General features: G+C 37.5%; 18 protein-coding genes. 11 read left to right on the top strand and 7 right to left on the bottom strand.

The features are described 5' to 3' along the window. Window positions 1-14: 14 nt before the first annotated feature. Entirely contained in the window at window positions 15-1835 is a 1821-nt protein-coding gene (locus H4J66_RS18110) for a DUF885 family protein (RefSeq protein ID WP_182176317.1), read from the bottom strand. A 298-nt stretch (window positions 1836-2133) separates the two neighbouring features. Here H4J66_RS18110 and H4J66_RS18105 point away from each other — a divergent pair, with 298 nt between their 5' ends. Further along, a complete protein-coding gene (locus H4J66_RS18105) occupies window positions 2134-3705 on the top strand; it encodes an aminotransferase class V-fold PLP-dependent enzyme (protein WP_182176316.1) in 1572 nt (523 codons plus the stop codon). Between the two features lie 34 nt (window positions 3706-3739). Here the strand turns inward: H4J66_RS18105 and H4J66_RS18100 are convergent, their stop codons facing one another. After that, on the bottom strand, window positions 3740-4345 hold the full coding sequence (locus H4J66_RS18100; RefSeq protein ID WP_259368435.1) for a GNAT family N-acetyltransferase: 606 nt from the start codon (window positions 4343-4345) through the stop codon (window positions 3740-3742). Window positions 4346-4452: 107 nt separating this feature from the next. On the opposite strand from H4J66_RS18100, the gene H4J66_RS18095 reads away from it, so the two are divergent. From H4J66_RS18095 to H4J66_RS18075, 5 genes are all read left to right on the top strand, one after another. Next, window positions 4453-5823, top strand: a complete 1371-nt coding sequence (locus H4J66_RS18095; protein ID WP_182176315.1) for an FAD-binding oxidoreductase — start codon at window positions 4453-4455, stop codon at window positions 5821-5823. 910 nt (window positions 5824-6733) lie between these two features. Further along, entirely contained in the window at window positions 6734-6955 is a 222-nt protein-coding gene (locus H4J66_RS18090) for a hypothetical protein (protein ID WP_182176314.1), read from the top strand. Between the two features lie 35 nt (window positions 6956-6990). Then, entirely contained in the window at window positions 6991-7137 is a 147-nt protein-coding gene (locus tag H4J66_RS18085) for a hypothetical protein (protein WP_182176313.1), read from the top strand. A 290-nt stretch (window positions 7138-7427) separates the two neighbouring features. Further along, complete coding sequence (locus tag H4J66_RS18080; protein ID WP_182176312.1) at window positions 7428-8363, top strand: SPFH domain-containing protein; 936 nt, start codon at window positions 7428-7430, stop codon at window positions 8361-8363. A gap of 3 nt (window positions 8364-8366) precedes the next feature. Beyond that, a complete protein-coding gene (locus H4J66_RS18075) occupies window positions 8367-8819 on the top strand; it encodes an NfeD family protein (RefSeq protein WP_182176311.1) in 453 nt (150 codons plus the stop codon). Between the two features lie 745 nt (window positions 8820-9564). On the opposite strand, the gene H4J66_RS20520 is transcribed toward H4J66_RS18075, so the two are convergent. Both H4J66_RS20520 and H4J66_RS18070 read right to left on the bottom strand, forming a co-directional pair. Beyond that, window positions 9565-9696 carry a hypothetical protein gene (locus H4J66_RS20520; RefSeq protein ID WP_259368436.1) on the bottom strand — a complete coding sequence of 44 codons (132 nt, stop codon included), beginning with the start codon at window positions 9694-9696 and terminating at the stop codon, window positions 9565-9567. A gap of 114 nt (window positions 9697-9810) precedes the next feature. Further along, window positions 9811-10713 (bottom strand): hydrogen peroxide-inducible genes activator, encoded by a 903-nt coding sequence (locus H4J66_RS18070; protein WP_182176310.1) that lies wholly within the window; start codon window positions 10711-10713, stop codon window positions 9811-9813. A 310-nt stretch (window positions 10714-11023) separates the two neighbouring features. Between H4J66_RS18070 and ahpC the strand changes: the two genes are divergently transcribed. Further along, entirely contained in the window at window positions 11024-11587 is a 564-nt protein-coding gene (gene ahpC / locus H4J66_RS18065; RefSeq protein ID WP_070374813.1) for an alkyl hydroperoxide reductase subunit C, read from the top strand. A 124-nt stretch (window positions 11588-11711) separates the two neighbouring features. Further along, window positions 11712-13277, top strand: coding sequence for an alkyl hydroperoxide reductase subunit F (ahpF, locus tag H4J66_RS18060; protein ID WP_182176309.1), 1566 nt, complete (start codon window positions 11712-11714; stop codon window positions 13275-13277). Between the two features lie 79 nt (window positions 13278-13356). On the opposite strand, the gene H4J66_RS18055 is transcribed toward ahpF, so the two are convergent. From H4J66_RS18055 to H4J66_RS18045, 3 genes are all read right to left on the bottom strand, one after another. Continuing rightward, entirely contained in the window at window positions 13357-14325 is a 969-nt protein-coding gene (locus H4J66_RS18055; RefSeq protein ID WP_259368437.1) for a D-2-hydroxyacid dehydrogenase, read from the bottom strand. Between the two features lie 108 nt (window positions 14326-14433). Further along, the gene (locus H4J66_RS18050; RefSeq protein WP_182176308.1) at window positions 14434-15636 is read right to left on the bottom strand and encodes an NnrS family protein; all 1203 of its coding nucleotides are present in this window, start codon (window positions 15634-15636) and stop codon (window positions 14434-14436) included. A gap of 184 nt (window positions 15637-15820) precedes the next feature. Beyond that, complete coding sequence (locus H4J66_RS18045) at window positions 15821-16066, bottom strand: DUF2164 domain-containing protein (protein WP_182176307.1); 246 nt, start codon at window positions 16064-16066, stop codon at window positions 15821-15823. Window positions 16067-16364: 298 nt separating this feature from the next. Here H4J66_RS18045 and iscX point away from each other — a divergent pair, with 298 nt between their 5' ends. The 3 genes from iscX to ndk all read left to right on the top strand — a co-directional run bounded on the left by iscX (window position 16365) and on the right by ndk (window position 19172). Then, window positions 16365-16565, top strand: coding sequence for a Fe-S cluster assembly protein IscX (gene iscX, locus H4J66_RS18040; protein ID WP_182176306.1), 201 nt, complete (start codon window positions 16365-16367; stop codon window positions 16563-16565). A 143-nt stretch (window positions 16566-16708) separates the two neighbouring features. Then, a complete protein-coding gene (locus tag H4J66_RS18035) occupies window positions 16709-18418 on the top strand; it encodes an NAD-dependent malic enzyme (protein WP_182176305.1) in 1710 nt (569 codons plus the stop codon). A gap of 322 nt (window positions 18419-18740) precedes the next feature. Then, complete coding sequence (gene ndk / locus H4J66_RS18030) at window positions 18741-19172, top strand: nucleoside-diphosphate kinase (protein ID WP_070374808.1); 432 nt, start codon at window positions 18741-18743, stop codon at window positions 19170-19172. The last annotated feature ends 328 nt before the right edge of the window (window positions 19173-19500 follow it).

Here is a 19500-nt window from a genome sequence, read left to right as displayed (position 1 = left end):
ATGGCTATGAGTGTCTACTCACTTGCGATGCTTTTTTTCTTATCTTCTGCTGCGATTGTTAGTAACGTTGTGGCAATATAGGCGTTAATTTGGTCTTCAAGTACGTTTAGAGGTACGGAACCATTTTTCAAAATTTGATGATGAAATTCGCGCACATCAAAATTTTGTCCCAATTCAGCTGCTGTTTTTTTACGTAGATTTCTGATGGTTATCTCACCAATTTTGTAAGATAACGCTTGTCCAGGCCATGATATATAACGATCAATTTCTGTTTTTACATTGTGTGATGATAGTGCGGTGTTATTGGTCATAAAGTTTATGGCACGCGCTCTTGACCAGTCCATAACATGCATGCCGGTATCAACAACAAGACGGGCTGCCCGCCACATTTCATAGGTCAGGCGACCAAAATTACTGTAGTGGTCTTGGTATATGCCGGCTTCAATACCTAACCATTCAGCATACAAGCCCCAACCTTCACCAAAAGCTGAAATATAGGCATTTCTTCGGTATGAAGGTAGGTTATCTAATTCGCCATTCAATGATATTTGCAGATGATGCCCAGGGACACCCTCATGTAAGGTTAAAGCGGGTAATACATAAAGGGGACGTTTGTCTAACGCGTAGGTATTAACCCAATAATAACCAGGCTGAGTATCATTTTGCGCCCGAATGTAGCGTCCAGTAGTATACTTAGGTGCGATGCTGTCTGGTACTGGTGCAACACCATAAGGTGTGCGTGGTAAATGCTTAAAGAGTGCGGGTAATTTAGCATCCATTTGTTTGGCAATATACGCAGCTTCTTTAAGTAACGCTAACGGCGTTTTTGCATAAAACTGTTCATCAGTTCGTAAGAAATCGGTGAACTCAGAAAAAGTCCCTTTAAAACCAGTTTTTACAATGATCTCAGCCATTTCTTGACGAATACGTTTTACTTCACTCAAACCTAAGGTATGAATTTTCTCAGGTGTCATATCTGTTGTGGTGTAGTGTTTAACTCTATTGCGATAAAATTCATTACCGTTAGCTGTCGCCGAAACGCCAATAGTTTTACGGGCATTTGGAAAATACTCTTTGGTAAAGAATTGATAGTAGTGCTGATAAGCAGGAATAACTTTAGTTTTTAATAGCGAAATAAGCTGGCTTTTTTTATCAGAAAGCAAGTCAGGTGCAATTAAATTTGACGCTGTGCTAAAAGGCTTAAGAAATTCAGAATTTTCAGCATATTCAGGAATAAAGGCAAGTATTGACTGTTCATAGCCGATTAATACCGCTTGAGGTTGAGTGATCCCTGTCGATAATCCCTGCTGCATCCAATAAATGTTTTGATCAAAATATAGGGGAAGCGCCGATAATTTATTCAAATAGAAGTCGATATCTTTTTCTTTATTAAATGCTGTATTGTTGATGAAAAAACTTAAATTAGAGTGAAAGCCTGATTCAGCATTGAATGGCATGTAATGAGCTTTAAAATAATACTCAGCAATACTATTATCAAGTTGGGCTTTAATAATTGCATAATTAATTTTATTATCGTCTGTCAGTGACGTTTGATTTATCTCTTCAAATGCTGCCGCGATAGTGATACGTTGTTGGTATTTTTTTTCCAACATTTCTGGTGATAAATCAGGCCAATAGCTTTCTTCGTTTAGTACTGCACTTTTTTGATAAATACCTTTACTGGCACGATGATCTAATAGGGCTTTAACCGTACTATCAAATTTTTCGTTAGCGGTGGTCTGTGGCGAGTTTTTGCTATTCATGGTGAGTTGACAAGCGCTAAGTGAAACAAGAATAGCGGGCACGACCAGAAACTTACACAAAGAAAAATTCATATTTTATTAAATTCCTACGGTTATAAACAGCTAATAAAGTAACGCAATTTTATCCAAGTAAATAGTATTGTACGACGAATTGTTCTTCTTATCCGATCAAGCACCTGACAAGTACAATATTTGCGCGAAACTGAGTTTTCGTTATCTTAACGAAAAGTAGTTGAGTTTAGAGTTTTTTGCTATAAATTGCTTTTATATGAATTTATTTTGCGTATTGATTGTTTTAATTGGTTTTTGATTGCTCATTAGTGCGGTTTTGCTAGAATTATTTATCGAAACAACGTACGAGCCGTCAATCATGTCACTTGAAAATCACTTTCTTCCTTTTAGAAATAATATCATTGGTCAATCATTAAGCCATGAAATCAATGGTAAGCAATTAGATATTGTTTACGCTGATTGGACTGCAAGTGGTCGACTTTATGCGCCAATTGAACATTATATCAGCCATACCTTAGGGCCTTTTGTCGCTAATACCCATACCGAAACTAATTTAACCGGGTGTGCGATGACGAATGCATATCATGATGCGCAAAAAATAATAAAACGCCATGTAAATGCCTGCGATAATGACGTATTAATCACGGCAGAAGCAGGAATGACCGGTGTTATTAATAAGTTTCAACGTATTCTAGGTCTACGTATTCCTGAGCGTATGCAAGAGCAAGTGAAGTTTGATGATTATGATAAACCCGTTGTTTTCATTACCCATATGGAACACCATTCAAACCAAACTACTTGGTATGAGTGTGATATCACGTTAGAGATTATTGACCCTGACAGCCATGGTTTACCATCGCTTGAACATCTACAATTATTGTTAGAAAAGTACCAAGCTAGAAAAGTAAAAATAGGCTCGTTTTCTGCTTGTTCCAATGTCACTGGCATTAAAACCCCTTATCACTTGTTAGCAGAAAAAATGCACGAACACGGCGGCTTATGTTTTGTTGATTTTGCTTGTTCAGCTCCCTATGTTGATATTGATATGCATCCAACAAACTCCAAGCAAAGTTTAGACGCCATTTATTTCTCTCCTCATAAATTTCTTGGTGGGCCTGGCAGCTCGGGAGTGCTTATCTTCAATAAAGCGCTCTATAAAAACAGAGTACCCGATCACCCCGGAGGCGGAACAGTCACTTGGACCAACCCATGGGGAGAGCACAGCTTTTTCAATAATATTGAAATGCGTGAAGATGGCGGAACTCCTGGATTTTTACAGTGTATTCGTACTGCCTTAGCGATAAAAGTAAAGAACGCTATGGGCGTTAACAACATTACCGCCCGTGAAAAAGAAATTACTGATTATGTAATGACTGAATTAGCCAAAAATGACAACGTAGTGATGCTAGAAAAGAATGTTAAAGACCGTTTAGCTATTGTTTCTTTTTACATACCTAATGTTCATTATAATTTAGTAGTACGATTGCTCAACGATAAGTTTGGTGTTCAAACGCGTGGTGGTTGTTCATGTGCGGGCACTTATGGTCATATATTATTGAATGTTGATCATGATACGTCTAACAAAATCACTGAAAAAATTAATAGGGGTGATTATGCTGAAAAACCTGGTTGGATACGTGCGTCATTTCATCCTACGACCTCTGATAAAGAAGTCAGGTATATTGTTGAAGCGATTAATCAAGTCACTGAAAATATTGTTGAATGGGCGAAAGAATACCGTTTTAACCCTGCTACAGGAGACTTTGAACATAAAAATTCTGCAGTTGAATATCCAAGTCTCAATGACTTTAATGCCTTAGTGCTACCCGATGTTGCAAGGATAGGCACTCAATGTCAGGGGGATCTAGTACAAAATCACGTGGCTGAAATTAAAACACCAGCTTCATTATTTAAGAAAATATTTGGCTAGTTACTGAATGTCATCCAAATGAGTGGCGTAATGATTATTTTTCAAAGTAAATGATCATTTCCGCAGCTACACAATTACATTCGTCTGGGCATTCTGGGCATTCATAGCCTTGCTTACTGAGTTCATTCCAGCGTTCTGGATGTTCTTTAATTAACACGCCACCACATTTAGTGAAATATTTTACTGCGCTATTACCGGGGCTTTGTTTCCATAAATGACTAACACCCGCATTTGCACCTTGTTTAATTGCTGCTTGTGTTGATAATTTGAGTAGCCGACTGCCAACACCGTAACCACGATAATTCTCATCAACCGTATTACATTTGAAATAACAAACTTTTTCGCTGGGTTGTTGCCATAATTCAGGGCTGCACCAAGCGTCAATTTCCCATTGATTAATGGCGTAAGTTAAGCGAAAACCTATCAGTACGTTATCTAGATAAGCGACAAAGTTTGCATTGATTTCGCTACTATCAGCTATTTTTAATATACCTTTTCTATACCAGACGCCCATGTTTGAATCGTCAATATAACCAGCACCATGAACAGCTGTGCCTAAGGCTATTATTGCTGAAAAATCGCTGGGTAACATTTTACGGTATAAGACTTGAGACTTTACTGAATTAAACTGTTTTTTCATTTTTTAGATTTGTTAAAATAAAGTAATTTTATAAAATTGATCTTAGCAAATTTTCCATAAATACGGTAAGGTTTCTGTGGTTTTCTTTCTTAAAGTAGTTTTGAAAAATGTACGATCCTTTACACGATAAATCTCCCGGTTGTGGTGCCCCATATCCTAAAAGTTACTGGGCTGAAAATGCAGATGTTGAAATAAATGCCCCAGCAAGTGACGGGCAAATTAATCAAGACGTAGATGTTGATGTTGCTATTATAGGTGCTGGTTATACCGGGCTTTCTTGTGCGCTACACTTAGCGCGTGAACATGGTATTAAGGCACATGTATTAGAGGCAAATCAAACGGCTTGGGGTTGTAGTGGTAGAAATGCTGGCTTTATTCTCAAGTCTTCAGGACGCAAGTCTTATAGCGATATGGCGCAAAAATGGGGTGAAGAAGTGATGCGCGGCATTTATGATGAAATGTGCGCTGGCGTTGAAACGGTAAAATCACTGATCGCTGAAGGTATTGACTGTGACGTACAAACGCGTGGTTTTTTAAAAGTAGCGCATAAGCCGAGTAAATTAGCTGAGCTTATTAGCCAAGCAAAACTGCAACAAAAAACCTTTGCAGGTATTAAAAATAGTGATGTGGAGATTTTAACGAGAAACGAAGTTCGTCAACAATACATGGACGATAAAAATGCTTATGGCGCGATTCGTTATCAAGACGGTTTTGGTTTAAATCCGTTGAAACTGGCCTGGGGCTATCAGCGATTAGCACGTGAAGCAGGCGCTAAAGTTCATACCAGCTCTCCAGTGTTAGATATTTTAGATGAAGGGCACCAACAAAAACTGATAACATCTCAAGGTGTTGTTACGGCTAAAAAGATTGTTATTGCTACCAACGGATATACACCTAAAGGGTTTCATTCATTAACAACCGATCGAACGTTGCCGGTACTTTCACAAATTATTGTCACCGAACCTTTGTCAGAGCAGCAGTTAGCCGATTGTAACTTTTTAACGTCGAATGTAGTGATGGATACTCGAGCGCTAAAATACTATTACAGAAAGCTGCCCGACAACCGCATTCTATTTGGTGGGCGTGGCGCAATAACGGGCAAGTCTGCTGATGATCCTTATTACGCACAGCGTTTGTTGGCAGTGTTAAAAACAAGTTTTCCACCGTTAGCTAAGTTAAACTACCAGTATGCTTGGTCAGGTTGGATCTGTATGTCGCTAGACGACTTACCTCATATTTATCAAAACCCTAAGAAAAATGTTTTTTATAGCATGGGTTACTGCGGCTCTGGCGTGTCATTTTCGGTGCAAGCAGGTAAGCGGTTGGCCGAAAAAGTCGCTGAAAAAGCTATTGATCCTAAAATAGAAAATCTTCCACTTTATAATTGTGAATTACCTAAATTTCCATTTGCGCCTTTGAGACGTGTTGGACAATGGGGATATTTTCATTATGGAAAAGTAAAAGATGAATGGTTTTAGTGAGAGTTTACGGTGCTCATTTCAAAGTGACCCTTATTTTTTCTTTTACATTAGCAGTTAAGTTATACGTATAAATGCCTCAATAGCTTAACTGCTTTTAGTTAATAATAGCGGCTAATCAGTTTTAAAATGCAGTGGAATAAGCTTTAATTTACTGTCCTTCAAATATAATCAGTTGTGTAATGAGTGTTGGTTACTATAAAAAAGACTTGCTCCACTAACATACTTAACATTTGAGGCACTTGTTGAACGGCCATTTTTCTATTTCTTCTGCTGTCATAACTGTGTTTGAGCGTTAGTTTGTAGCTCTTTTTCATAAAATGTTTAGCGAACCATTCAATAACGGCTTTACCGCCTGTTATCTGGCCATTGATGAGTGCATGAGAAAACTATAATTGTTGATTTCGAACAGCTATTTATCGGTTGGACCGGCATTTTGCATGATGCAAAGGGTATTAAAATTACGTTAATGCTATTGATGAAAAATATCAACTAACAGGTAACGATACCTTTCGTGCACAAAAATTACGTTCAGATAGGTAATATCCAACTGATCTATACACAGAGTTTTGCGACAACAACTGTAAGCAGGACGAGGACCATTTATAGACTGTTTTACAATTGAAAAAAACCGACGCTTTTAGTGACAAAGCTTATCATGTCAGTTATACCTACGAGGAGCAAAATTAGAACTTTTTCTAAACCGCAACAGCCGTGGCGCAAGTATTTTAACAGATTTAGGTTCTTTGTCTGACCGTTATCAGTCGTTAGTGGACGCTGGTTATAACGGTTACAGTGAAAACACGTGGTGGAATAAAGTCAGATTATCCGATGACTGGGATATTAGCCATAACGATGATAACGAACTATCAAGAACAAGTCTGAAGTACGTCTGAGCATTTATGGTCGCTTGCAGTCCTATTTTGAAATAAGCTTTTTAAAACGAGATAAAGTTGAGCTTCGTGATGATCCAAGTATTATGAGTATCACTTACAACAGCACCTTATTCAATGAGCAGCAAGACAGATTTATTTTGAAATACCTCCAAGTCTCTGGTGGTATTTCAGTACATTTATGCATTTTGATGACCATATTGACTAAGACAACAACCGCTTCGATAAACAATGGTTAGTTGGTCTTACTATAAAATAGAATATTGGCAAAAGTTTGCAGTTTACATTGCGTGGCACTTATCAAAATCTTGATGTACATAATCAGCAGCTTTTTACCGGCAACCTATCTGATTTTCGTACTACTTATCAGTTCAATCAACGCCAGTTTTTACCTCTGATGTTGGTGTGTACTGATATTTAACGTAACCAACAAAATTATACTTTTGATGTAGACGCCAACAGTATAAGATTAGGCAAGCAACTTTTATATTTGTACAAGCTCAATCCACTGACCAAATTTTTTGTAGGTTATTCAGACTCAGCCTATCAAGATGATGTTCTCACTTCATTAACCAAAAGTGGGTGTTAGGCGTTTATGAAATCCAGTTACGCATCGCTAAACTATCGGATTAGTGAGGCTTGATAATTGTTTGCTTTGGCCATACATCTTATTTACGGCAACTCTAGCCGTGTCAAAAAAGGAAGGCAGTAATGGAAGTATTACTCGATTATATTATGACCGCACAAACACTCGTTTTAGTTTTTGTTGTGGTGTTACTTAAAACCTCAATTAAATTTGTGCCACAAAACCGTGCTTACGTGATAGAACGATTTGGTAAATATCAGTCAACTAAAGAAGCTGGGTTAAATTTTATTATACCCTTTATTGACCGTATTTCCGCGGATCGTTCGTTGAAAGAAAAAGCTGTAGATGTGCCTGAACAAAGCGCTATTACCAAAGACAATATTTCGTTGTCAGTGGATGGTGTTTTGTATTTTCGAGTGCTTGACCCTTATAAGGCCACCTATGGAATTGACGATTATGAGTTCGCCGTCACTCAACTAGCACAGACCACTATGCGTTCTGAATTAGGCAAAATGGAACTCGATAAAACCTTTGAGGAAAGAGATGTGCTGAACATCAATATCGTTGCGGCGATTAATGATGCTGCCGGCCCTTGGGGTATTCAAGTACTGCGTTACGAAATTAAAGATATTGTGCCGCCTCAATCTGTTATGGAAGCGATGGAAGCGCAAATGAAGGCTGAACGAGTCAAACGGGCACAAATTTTAGAGTCTGAAGGTGACAGGCAGGCCGCTATTAATCGAGCTGAAGGTCTTAAAGCCTCGGTAGTATTAGCCGCAGAAGCTGATAAAGAAGAACAAGTATTACGAGCAGAAGGTGAGGCTAAAGCTATAGTAGCTGTCGCCACCGCTCAGGCAGAAGCCCTCAGACAAGTAGGTGAAGCGGCTGCTACCCCTGAAGGGCAAAAAGCCATTCAATTGGATTTAGCCACTAAGGCCATTGAGGCCAAACATGCGATTGCTAAAGAATCTTCTGTTGTATTGTTGCCTGATAGCAGTACTGAAGCCGCGAGTGTTGTAGCCCAAGCGATGACCATTATTAATCAATTAAATAAGGGGTAGTATATGGATTGGGCAATCAACAACTTAGCTGAAAGTTTGCTCATTCTCGGCATACTTTTATTAGTGATTGAACTGGCAGTGTTAGGTTTTTCAACCTTTGTACTGTTTTTTGTAGGCTGTGCTGCAGTGGTTACCGCAGGTTTATTGTATGTGGGTATTATCCCAGATACTTGGTTGTCGGCTATGTTTAGCACAGGCCTGCTGACTGGATTATCCGCTATTTTGTTATGGAAACCTTTACAGAATATGCAAACTCAGGTCGACACAACAAAAGTAAAAGGCGATTTGGTTGGTCATAGTTTTATATTAGTGGAAGATGTAGCGCCTGAGTTGACCCCTAAATATCATTATTCAGGGATCGATTGGAAGCTAAAGGCCAATGAACATTTGCTAGCAGGCACCAAGGTAGAAGTCACACAAGCTGATGTGGGCGTATTCCACATCAAAGCTAGCTAATTTTTACATTGTTAGTGTCTGTTATAGTAAGTCGGGGAGAACCCGACTTTTTTTATTTAAGGGGGCATTACTTGTAATTTTTTGTGCAAGCTCATATGAATAAAAACAGTATCTAACACCAAGACAGGTATGTAGAACATTTATGGGTAAGCACAGCGGACTTTTCAAACATATTCGAGATTACGATTCACTGTTAGTGAATCGGCGATCGCCAGGCACTCCTATTCTCAAAGTCTTGGCCTTAGTGATTATGCGCAACACAACCCCCTAAATTTATCATCCTGTGCTTTTCTTTATTTTGAGGTGTTTAAGTGAACTAGGCATTAATTTGCCATCCGTTGAACAGATAGTTTTGTAGTTAGTAAAGCTTTTTTTGCATATTGCATGGCGCTTACTCTTTTTTATTTATCAGTACTTTTATCTTAATGACGACAGCACTTGATAAAGTCAAATAACTCGCTTTTTCTTGAAAATCCATTTTTTCAGTCATAACTTTCTGTTTAGTAATAACTTTTTGATCTGTAAAATAGTCGCTATCACCGATATGGGCGATGTTATTTGTAGAATAATATCGTTTTTTGCATAATATTAACTTATTTACGGCTTCTTGAGTGCAAGCTGCAATAAATAGTGCTGTGGTGATTAATGATATAGTAAGGATTTTTTCATGACTGGCTCACCTAATAAATTTTTCTAATCTTGTGTAGCGTTAAATGAACCGTTCATGAGAAAGGATTAATTTTGATTAACCTTTTTCCTTATTTTCTTGGCAATACTGATCACCATAATAGTTGTTTGAGTAGTTACAATTAACCCCAATTTTTTGATCACTTGTTGTCTTAAAAATTTTTTTGATGTTTTTAATGATTTTTTTCATTTTGGCTACCTGATGTATTTAAGATAAAACTATTATGGCCTAACACCATTATTCAGTAAATTTGATAAAATTTAATATATAGTTCTATTTAATTAAAGTATTTAACGGATGATATTAGCTACACTTTGCAGTAAGTTGTGCTGTAAAAATAGCTTTTAGCAGGCTTAACTCGCTAGTTCTTACATAATTAGGCCTAATGATTAACGCAATTGTTCTGTGTGGCCCTGGCTCATTTAAATGAATAGCCCGAAGTTCAGATTCGTTATAAGTCAGCTGATCTAAGGCCATTTGTGGTACAAGCGTTGTTCCGAGTTTACCAGCAACCATTTGGATCAGTGTATGCAAACTAGCAGAGCCAAAATCAGCACTTTGTTTTGGATTTTGTAATTGACAAGCCGCTAGTGCATGTTCCTTTAGGCAATGGCCATCTTTTAACAACATCAGCTTTTCTGTCACTAACTCTTCACTGGTAATTTCTTGGGTCTTCTGTGGACATTCATCCTTATGGCAGACTAAATAGAAGTCTTCTTGCCAAAAACTGAAACTCATTAAACCCTCTATAGGATAAGGTAACGCCAATATCGCCGCATCAATCGCTCCGGTTCGCACCATATCAACTAAGGTATGTGATTGTTCTTCTAGTATCCTCAATTTAAAATTTGGATATTGATGCCTAACTTCGGGCAACACCTTAGGCAAAAGGTATGGACCTATAGTTGGGATAACACCAATCGACATCGAACTAGAAAAAGGCTGATTGTCGTTTTTTGAAATTTGCAATAACTCATCTAGTTCCAGCTTTACTTGGCGAGCCTTATTAAGGATCAATTGACCCTTTTGAGTGACTAAGACTTGTTTGTTATTGCGCTCAAATATCATCATTCCCAACTGCTTTTCAAGCTCATTAATGGCTGTACTTAGCGCTGATTGAGAAACATTACATGCCTCTGCAGCTTTTTTGAAGTGTAAAGTCTTTTCGATAGCGAGTGCGTAATGAAGCTGTTTTATTGAAATCATATTTATAACGATAATTTATATTGAACATAGACGCCATAATAATCTAATTTATTGAATTAGTCATCTTGTTCGCGGGTCACTTATTTTGATATTAATATTATTGATGGATAGCGTGAAATCGACGCTCGTAAAACTTCCTGTTTAGTTATCATAATAAATATTTAGTAATTCTGTTTTTTAGAATATTAATATCTATTTAATCAAATTTATTTATCGCTCAACAGAATCTACTATACACACATCGAAAGCAAACATGCTTTTAAAACAAAACCATTTAACTAAACATTTTTAAATAACAGAGGTAATACCCATGGCTCAAATAGGCAAAACTATCCCAGAATTTAAAGCTCAAGCATTTCATAACGATGAGTTTGTTGAAGTAACATCTGAGAGTACTAAAGGCAAATGGTCAATCTTTTTGTTCTACCCTGCAGATTTTACATTTGTTTGTCCAACTGAATTAGAAGACATGGCAAACCAATATGAAGAGTTACAAGGTCTTGGTGTTGAAGTTTACTCGGTATCAACCGATACACATTTCTCACATAAAGCATGGCACGATTCTTCAGAAGCCATTGGTAAAATTAAATTTCCGATGATTGGTGACCAAACTGGCACAATTACTCGTGGTTTTGATGTAATGATCGAAGAAGATCATATGGCACACCGCGGTACATTTTTAGTCGACCCAGATGGTGTTATTCAAGTTGCCCATATTCATGCGGGTGGTATCGGTCGAAGTGCAAAAGATATGGTGCGTAATGTAAAAGCTGCACAATATGTGCGTGAAAACGACGGTGAAGTATGTCCAGCAGCTTGGGAACAAGGTGAAGCAACCTTAACACCAAGTTTAGACTTAGTCGGTAAAATCTAAGACAGCAGTCTCGTTATGGGTGGAAGTCGTTATTCTGGTTAACCAGGCTTCTTCCGCCTTATTTCAATCAACAAGATGACAGCTCTTATGTCAAATTCAACAAGATAAATAATGAGGTAGCCCCATGTTAAGTGAAGATATTTTAAATGCAGTAAAAGCTTATACCCAAAATATGACCAACAAAGTATCACTAGTTTTACAGACGGGTGAACATCAAAAACGTAACGAATTAAAAGAATTTTTAACACAGTTAACATCAGTATCAGACAATCTAGTACTGGTTGAACGTGATGATGGTTTACGCAGCCCAATTACGTTTTACTTAGAAATCGATGGTAAAAATAATGGCATCCACTTTTCAGGTATTCCCAGTGGACATGAATTTAATTCGTTGATATTAGCTATTTTACAGTCATCGGGTACCGAACTCAAATTGGACGGCACCTTGACTAAAATGGTGCAAAAAATCAAAGAAGATTTGCACTTTGAAGTATTTATTTCCTTAAGTTGCCATAACTGTCCTGATGTTGTGCAATCGTTGAATCAGTTTGCCTTATTAAACGAAGGTATTAGCAGTGAAATGATTGATGGTGGCTTATTTAAGCACTTAATAGACGAACGTAATATTCAAGGTGTACCGAGTGTTTACCTTAATGGCGAATTATTTGCGAATGGAAAAATAGACACAGGTCAATTAGTCGATAAACTTATCGAACGTTTCCCTTACATTGTCGGTGGCGATGACAATGAGCAGTTATCGTTACAAGATATTACCGTTATAGGTGCAGGTCCTGCCGGTGTTGCTGCTGCTATTTATGCCGCTCGTAAAGGTTTAAAAGTGACTATTATTGCCGACCGTTTTGGTGGTCAGGTCAAAGATACCGTAGGTATTGAGAACTTAATTTCAGTCTCTAAAACGACTGGCACACAACTGACGGGTAATATGCAAGCACACTTAAATGATTACGAGATCACAACAAGAGAGTTTGTACGTGTTGAAAAAATTGATAAAGGTGAGTCTGAGAGTAAATTACCGAAAAAGCTACATCTTTCTAGCGGCGAAGTTATCGAATCTAAAACGGTGATCATTGCTACTGGGGCTAAATGGCGTGAACTTGGTATACCAGGAGAAAAAGAAAATATTGGTTCTGGTGTCGCTTATTGTCCGCATTGTGATGGCCCATTCTTTAAAGGTAAAGATGTTGCTGTGGTTGGTGGTGGTAACTCAGGAATAGAAGCGGCATTAGATTTAGCAAGTATGGTTAATCATGTTACCGTCTTCGAATTCTTACCTGGCTTGAAAGCAGATAAAATATTAGTAGAAAAAGCTGAAGCACATAAAAAGATCACCATCATTAAAAATGTTGCTACTAAAGAAGTGATTGCTGAAGATGGTAAAGTGGTTGCTCTGGCCTATGAAGATAGAGCAACAGGGGAGATGAAGCAACAAAGCTTGTCGGGAATATTTATCCAAATAGGCTTATTACCCAACAGTGATTTTTTACAGGGTGTTGTTGAATGTACTAAATATGGCGAAGTCATCATTGACGAAAAATGTCAGACTTCTGAGCCGGGTATATTTGCTGCTGGAGATGTTTCTACCGTGCCTTATAAGCAAATTGTTATTGCGATGGGTGAGGGGTCAAAAGCATCCTTGTCAGCATTCGATTATCTTATTAGAGAAAGTTAATCAACATCAACCACACATCTGAACTTATAGTATCGCTACTCGTTTAGATGTGTCTTATCAAAAGCCGTATAAATAAACCTTATACGGCTTTATAGTTTTTAATATTTAAAGCGACTAAATCAATTAATCGCTGCTGCGACTCAATACTGGCCCAAGCAATATGGGCGGTTATCGACAAGTTATCGATTTCTTTTTTTATTAAGGCATTAATTAACGGGTGACTCACGGTTGGAGGCTCATGTTCTAATACATCGAGCACAGCGTGAGATATGATTTTATTCTTTAATGCCTGCAGTAAATCCGCACTATTAACCAGTGCGCCTCGCGCCGTATTAATCAGTAACGCCGAGGGTTTCATAAGCGCTAAAGTTTCACTATTTATTAAGTTTATCGTCTCCTCAGTTTGTGGGCAATGTAAGCTGATGACATCGGCTTTATTTAATACTTCAGTAAAACTATGACGGTTTTCTCTTATTTTTATCGCATTAGGACGTTCAGCAATCATGACGTGCATATCAAAAGCTTGAGCAATTTTTGCTACCGCTTTACCTAGGTTGCCAAAACCAATAATGCCGATGGTTTTTCCTGCTAATTCTTGACTTCCTTTGCCATGAAAACAAAAAGTAGCACTGTTTTGCCAATGTCCTTGTTGAGTATTGATGTTGTGGTGTGCGGTATTACTGAAATATTCAAGCATTTGCGCAAAGACATATTGACTGACTGAGGCTTGTGAGTAACCACTGACGTTTTTAACCGCAATGTTAAGTGCTTTAGCTGCAACTAGGTCAACATTATTCATACCTGTTGCGGCAATGCACACTAATTTTAGCTGGGGTAATTGCTCGAGTATATTTTTAGATAACAACACTTTGTTGGTGATAATAATCTCAGCCATTTTACAACGTTCAATAATTTGAATGTTTGTGGTGGTGGCATAACAGCTTAATGTACTGACTTGAGACTTTATACGGGTCAAAGAAATGCTGGCACTAAAGGTTTGTTGATCTAAAAAAACGGTTTGCATAGCGAGTAGCCAAAAAGAAATCATGTCGTTAGCTTAATAGAAATCAAGATAAAAAAAAACGGCAATCAGCATCTATTGCTGTTTACCGTTTTAGCATGTGATATTTATTTTATGGCATTAGTGTTACTTAGTTTAACCAGGGCGCCCATCTTCTCGTGCTTTTAGCAACATTGGCCCGTAGAAAAAAGTAAATAGTCCAAAAGCAACCAACCAGAAAAAACCACTTATATCGACAAAGAGTAAAGTTTTTTCTGGAACTAACCAAGGCCCAAATACCCGAGCCATAGCCGAGAGGGTAATAGATGCAAAAGCGACTGACATCATTTTAGGTGGGGTTAATGGTCGACCAGAATGCCCTAAAGAAACACGAGAAATCATTGCTAAAATAATCCCCCCCATGCCACCAATGGTTAATAGATGCCAAACATGATTACTGGGGATCTCATCAATAATGTAGCTAAATCCTAATAAAATAAGGCCAAACCAAATAAATTTAATGGCGAAATGTAATGACCATAAAAGTGGTACACCCAGTGTTATCCAAGGTCGCCATCTCAACCAACGAATTAACTGAAATAAACCAGCAAAAATTAAGATAATGCCAAAAAACATCGGTACAAAACCCACCAATGGATGTAACAACAACATCAGCATAGCAAGCAGTAAACTGCCATTAGCAAGTTTATCAAGTAAAGGAGCAGGGGTTGTTTTCGTGGTTTGTGTTCCATTAGCGGTGAACATTGGCACAACACGTCCAGACATAACGGACATTAAAAATACCACTAATAAAACACCGGCATAACCTGAGTAGCTCAACGAAACACTTTGTGGGTAAAGGGTTGCTAAGTGCATTTCTCCATTGGCGATGGTAAACATCACCAAGAGTGGTACAAAAAATAAATTTCGATACTGTTTTATTGCTAATATGGGTTTGGCGAGTGTATAAGCGATAGCTAATAAGAAACTTAAATCTATCAAAGCGCTTAATGTTGCCCCTAATAAGTCAGGCATTAACATGACTACTCGGCCTAATAGCCATAGAAAAAATAAAGCGGCGAGGGGTTTACCTTTAACACTGGCAATACCTGTCCAATTTTGCACTGCGGTGAGTAAAAAGCCAGCAATGATGGCACTGCCGAAACCAAAAATCATTTCATGAATATGCCACCAATAACCACCACCGTAAGGTGAAAAGCTAACGGTCCCTTTATAAATTAACAACCATAAAGTAATGGCAATTAAACTAAAAACAGCGCCACCTAAAAAAAAGGGTCGGAAGCCTAAGCGAAATATTGGCAGAATTTTCTGCTCGTCATTTAAATCAGTAATTTGCATTATAGTTTGTGTTTCAAATAATCAGTAAAGCCATATTAGCGTATTTATCAGAATAATCGTTGTGATAAATCAACTCTTATTATCATTTCTGCTAGATAATACAATTTTAAATTAACCTTACAGATAAAGGATAAAGAATATTGCTAAGGCTAAAGTTACTTTATCTATTTTGGCTCAGTGGTCATTAGTTGGCTGGTTTTTCTAATTGGTACATTTCATCAGAAATATAATCAAGTTTTTCTGTTAATAATTGCTGGGCATCATAAATACCTTGATTATAATAATGATTGCCCATTTCTTTAGTAAAAAAATCAAGCAAAAAGTCAGCGTCAAACTGAGCGAGCTCTTGATCAAGTTCGCTTGCAAAATAGTGCTGTAGTTTTTGAATCAGTAATTCTTTTTGTGCGGATGAAAACTTAATTTCACTCATCTTTATTCTCTGCTCTTTTGATAAAAATTCTTGACGAGATTATAACCATAATATTTCAATCAATCCTGTCTTAAGCAATTATATTTCCTGCTGAAGTAGCGTCTTTGATGTATCATAAGTATATACTTATGGCCAAGTATTAAGGTGGGTTGTTTAAGTGAAAGAGACATTGAAAAAATGGTGGCAAACTGATTGTCAATTTTGCCTTAAATACCGAAGAATGTTTATTTGGTTAATTATCATGATTGCAATAGATGCATTGTGGTTTAATCTTTTATTTTAAAAGTTGGAGTTATATATGGGATATCGTTGGACAGACTCATTAGAGTTAGCATTAGACTTAATGGAAGAGCATCCGGATGCTGATCCACTTAAATTACATTTTCCAGAATTGATGCAATGGGTAATAGCCCTCGATAATTTTGATGATGATCCTAAGCATTGTGGGGAAAGAGTACTTGAGGCCATTCAATTAGCGTGGATTTCTGAAATCGATTAGCGGCAGATAAACTTAAGGGTGATTTTTAGTCTTGTTTAGGTAATTGATTGTTTTATAAACCTCATCTGGCTTATACTACTGCATATATCACTACCATGAATTTTGACTATTCATCAACCATATGGTCTACATCAAGAATTATTATGACAATAAATATTAAACGTCCGTTATATATCCACTATGCTGGTCCAAGTCTTTTAGAAACCCCCCTGTTAAATAAAGGCAGCGCTTTTGACGAAGAGGAGCGCACTAATTTTAACTTAATGGGCTTATTGCCACCCCGTTATGAAACAATAGACGAGCAAGTTGAACGTGCTTTTATGCAATATAATAAGTTTCGAACTAACTTAAATAAGCATATTTATTTACGTACCATTCATGATAACAACGAAACTTTATTTTTCAGACTCGTTCAGGCGCACTTAGCTGAGATGATGCCGATTATTTATACGCCGACAGTAGGTGATGCGTGTGAGCAATTTTCAGATATTTATCGTAGCTCGCGTGGATTATTTATTTCTTATGAAGATAGACATCACATGGATGATATTCTTCGTAATGCGACAAAAAATAAAATAAAAGTCATTGTTGTTACCGATGGTGAGCGTATTCTTGGTCTGGGTGATCAAGGCATAGGCGGAATGGGTATTCCGATAGGCAAGCTTTCACTTTATACCGCTTGTGGCGGCATTAGCCCAGCGTATACTTTGCCGGTAATGCTCGATGTTGGTACCAATAACGAAAAATTATTGAATGACCCTATGTATATGGGGCGTCGTCATAAACGTATTAATCAAGAAGAATACAACGAGTTTGTTGACATGTTTATTCAAGCAGTGAAACGTCGTTGGCCACATGTATTATTACAATTTGAAGATTTTGCTCAACCCAATGCTACACCACTACTTAATAAGTATCGTGATGAAATTTGTTGTTTCAATGATGATATTCAAGGAACCGCCTCAGTGACTGTCGGCACTTTACTAGCAGCATGTCGGATTAAAGGGCGTAAGCTTGCTAAAGAAACCACATTATCACAGCAAAAAGTTGTCTTTGTTGGCAGTGGCTCTGCCGGTTGCGGTATTGCTGAACAAATTATTGCGCAAATGGTCAGTGAAGGTATTTCTGCAAAACAGGCACGCAGTCAAATTTTCATGGTCGACCGTTTTGGTTTATTAATCGATGGTATGGCTGATTTACGAGACTTTCAGCAAAAACTGGTGCAATCACCTCATACAATTTCCACGTGGGCTGTTTTAGGGCGATACGCGACATTATTAGAAGTGATGAATAATGCTCAGCCAGATATTTTAATCGGCGTGTCAGGTGTACCCGGTTTATTTACTGAACCAGTGATTAAAGCAATGAAATCACACTGCCCAATGCCAATTATTTTCCCGCTTAGTAATCCTATTAAACAAGTAGAAGCTACGCCAACACAAGTCATTAATTGGACTCAAGGTGAGGTTATTGTTGCAACGGGCAGTCCATTTAAACCCGTTGAATATCAAGGTAAAACTTTTCCTATCGTGCAGTGTAATAATAGTTATATTTTTCCTGGTTTAGGTTTGGGCATCGTTTCAGCCAATATTAACCGTGTTACTGATGAAATGCTAATGGTTGCCAGCGAAACCCTTGCTGAAGCTTCACCATTAGCCAACACCGGGTTGGGTGAACTCTTACCTCCACTCACTGAAATTGCCAGTTTAAGTCGAAAAATAGCCTTTGCTGTCGCGAAAGTAGCTTTTGATCAAAACTTAGCTTTACGCATCGATGATGAAAGCTTACTCGTAAAAATAGAACAAAACTTTTGGCAACCAGAATATCGACAGTATCGTCGAAGCAGTGCGTAGTTATTGTTTTGTTACTCATATTAAAAACTGACTCAATGTCAGTTTTTTTATGTATGCTTATTTTACACCTTAAATTATTCTCAAAATCGATGATGTTTTACTCAATGAGATGAAAAATCCTAAGGTGAGTAAGATCGCTTTTGCTCTAGAAAGTAAAAAGCAACTTACGTTACCCATATCTCTAGAAAGATTAGAGGCTGGGTTAAGACATTAAAATCAAAAAGAGTACTTAGTGAATAATATTAGTTTTTTTGTTCAAATTCGTCTATAATCGCGCCAAAATTTATACACCTATTTTATTTAAAATATATAAGGGCTTATCATGGCTATCGAACGTACTTTTTCTATCGTAAAACCAGACGCAGTTGCTAAAAACTTCATTGGTCAAATTTATAACCGTTTTGAAACTGCTGGTTTAAAAATTGTTGCTTCTAAAATGATTCACTTAAGCCAAGAAAAAGCTGAAGGCTTTTACGCTGAACATAGCGAACGTCCTTTCTTTGGTGCTTTGGTTTCATTCATGACTTCTGGTCCAGTTATGGTTCAAGTTTTAGAAGGCGAAAACGCTGTTCTTAAAAACCGTGAAATCATGGGTGCTACTAACCCAGCTGAAGCACTTGCTGGTACTATCCGTGCTGATCTTGCTGATAGCATCGACGAAAATGCTGCCCACGGTTCTGACGCTTTAGAATCTGCTGCACGTGAAATTGCTTACTTCTTCTCAGACGACGAAATTTGCCCACGCACCCGTTAATCTGATTTTAATCTTCACAAATTTTGCGAATTCTTCGTCGAATGTACTCATTTACTAACGTAAGCTCCGTGCATTCTCCTTGAATTCACTTAATTTGCTGTGATTAAAGTAGAAATCGAAATATGAAAGGGTTTTACTGTTTCCAGTAAAATCCTTTTGTTATTTTTAGAGTTATAATAAACCTTAAGCTTTTTAATTTACTAACCCTCTGTTTTACCTAAAGAGAAATTTAATTAAAAACGTTAAGGTTTGATATAATTTTATCTGTAAACTGTTATGCTTTGTATGAAAGTTGTACAATTGTTTTTTGTAATTTTGTTGTTTGAGA

Source organism: Colwellia sp. MB3u-55, from assembly GCF_014076785.1.
In the GTDB taxonomy this organism is placed as follows: Bacteria; Pseudomonadota; Gammaproteobacteria; order Enterobacterales; family Alteromonadaceae; genus Colwellia_A.
The sequence above is the reverse complement of the archived record's forward strand: the minus strand, read 5'-3'. Positions and strand labels throughout refer to the sequence as shown.

What these genes read in the sequence shown, in the direction of transcription:
- H4J66_RS18110 (WP_182176317.1), bottom strand. Translation starts at nt 1,835, where the DNA reads ATGAATTTTTCTTTGTGTAAGTTTCTGGTCGTGCCCGCTATTCTTGTT.
- H4J66_RS18105 (WP_182176316.1), top strand. Translation starts at nt 2,134, where the DNA reads ATGTCACTTGAAAATCACTTTCTTCCTTTTAGAAATAATATCATTGGT.
- H4J66_RS18100 (WP_259368435.1), bottom strand. Translation starts at nt 4,345, where the DNA reads ATGAAAAAACAGTTTAATTCAGTAAAGTCTCAAGTCTTATACCGTAAA.
- H4J66_RS18095 (WP_182176315.1), top strand. Translation starts at nt 4,453, where the DNA reads ATGTACGATCCTTTACACGATAAATCTCCCGGTTGTGGTGCCCCATAT.
- H4J66_RS18080 (WP_182176312.1), top strand. Translation starts at nt 7,428, where the DNA reads ATGGAAGTATTACTCGATTATATTATGACCGCACAAACACTCGTTTTA.
- H4J66_RS18075 (WP_182176311.1), top strand. Translation starts at nt 8,367, where the DNA reads ATGGATTGGGCAATCAACAACTTAGCTGAAAGTTTGCTCATTCTCGGC.
- H4J66_RS20520 (WP_259368436.1), bottom strand. Translation starts at nt 9,696, where the DNA reads ATGAAAAAAATCATTAAAAACATCAAAAAAATTTTTAAGACAACAAGT.
- H4J66_RS18070 (WP_182176310.1), bottom strand. Translation starts at nt 10,713, where the DNA reads ATGATTTCAATAAAACAGCTTCATTACGCACTCGCTATCGAAAAGACT.
- ahpC (WP_070374813.1), top strand. Translation starts at nt 11,024, where the DNA reads ATGGCTCAAATAGGCAAAACTATCCCAGAATTTAAAGCTCAAGCATTT.
- ahpF (WP_182176309.1), top strand. Translation starts at nt 11,712, where the DNA reads ATGTTAAGTGAAGATATTTTAAATGCAGTAAAAGCTTATACCCAAAAT.
- H4J66_RS18055 (WP_259368437.1), bottom strand. Translation starts at nt 14,325, where the DNA reads ATGATTTCTTTTTGGCTACTCGCTATGCAAACCGTTTTTTTAGATCAA.
- H4J66_RS18050 (WP_182176308.1), bottom strand. Translation starts at nt 15,636, where the DNA reads ATGCAAATTACTGATTTAAATGACGAGCAGAAAATTCTGCCAATATTT.
- H4J66_RS18045 (WP_182176307.1), bottom strand. Translation starts at nt 16,066, where the DNA reads ATGAGTGAAATTAAGTTTTCATCCGCACAAAAAGAATTACTGATTCAA.
- iscX (WP_182176306.1), top strand. Translation starts at nt 16,365, where the DNA reads ATGGGATATCGTTGGACAGACTCATTAGAGTTAGCATTAGACTTAATG.
- H4J66_RS18035 (WP_182176305.1), top strand. Translation starts at nt 16,709, where the DNA reads ATGACAATAAATATTAAACGTCCGTTATATATCCACTATGCTGGTCCA.
- ndk (WP_070374808.1), top strand. Translation starts at nt 18,741, where the DNA reads ATGGCTATCGAACGTACTTTTTCTATCGTAAAACCAGACGCAGTTGCT.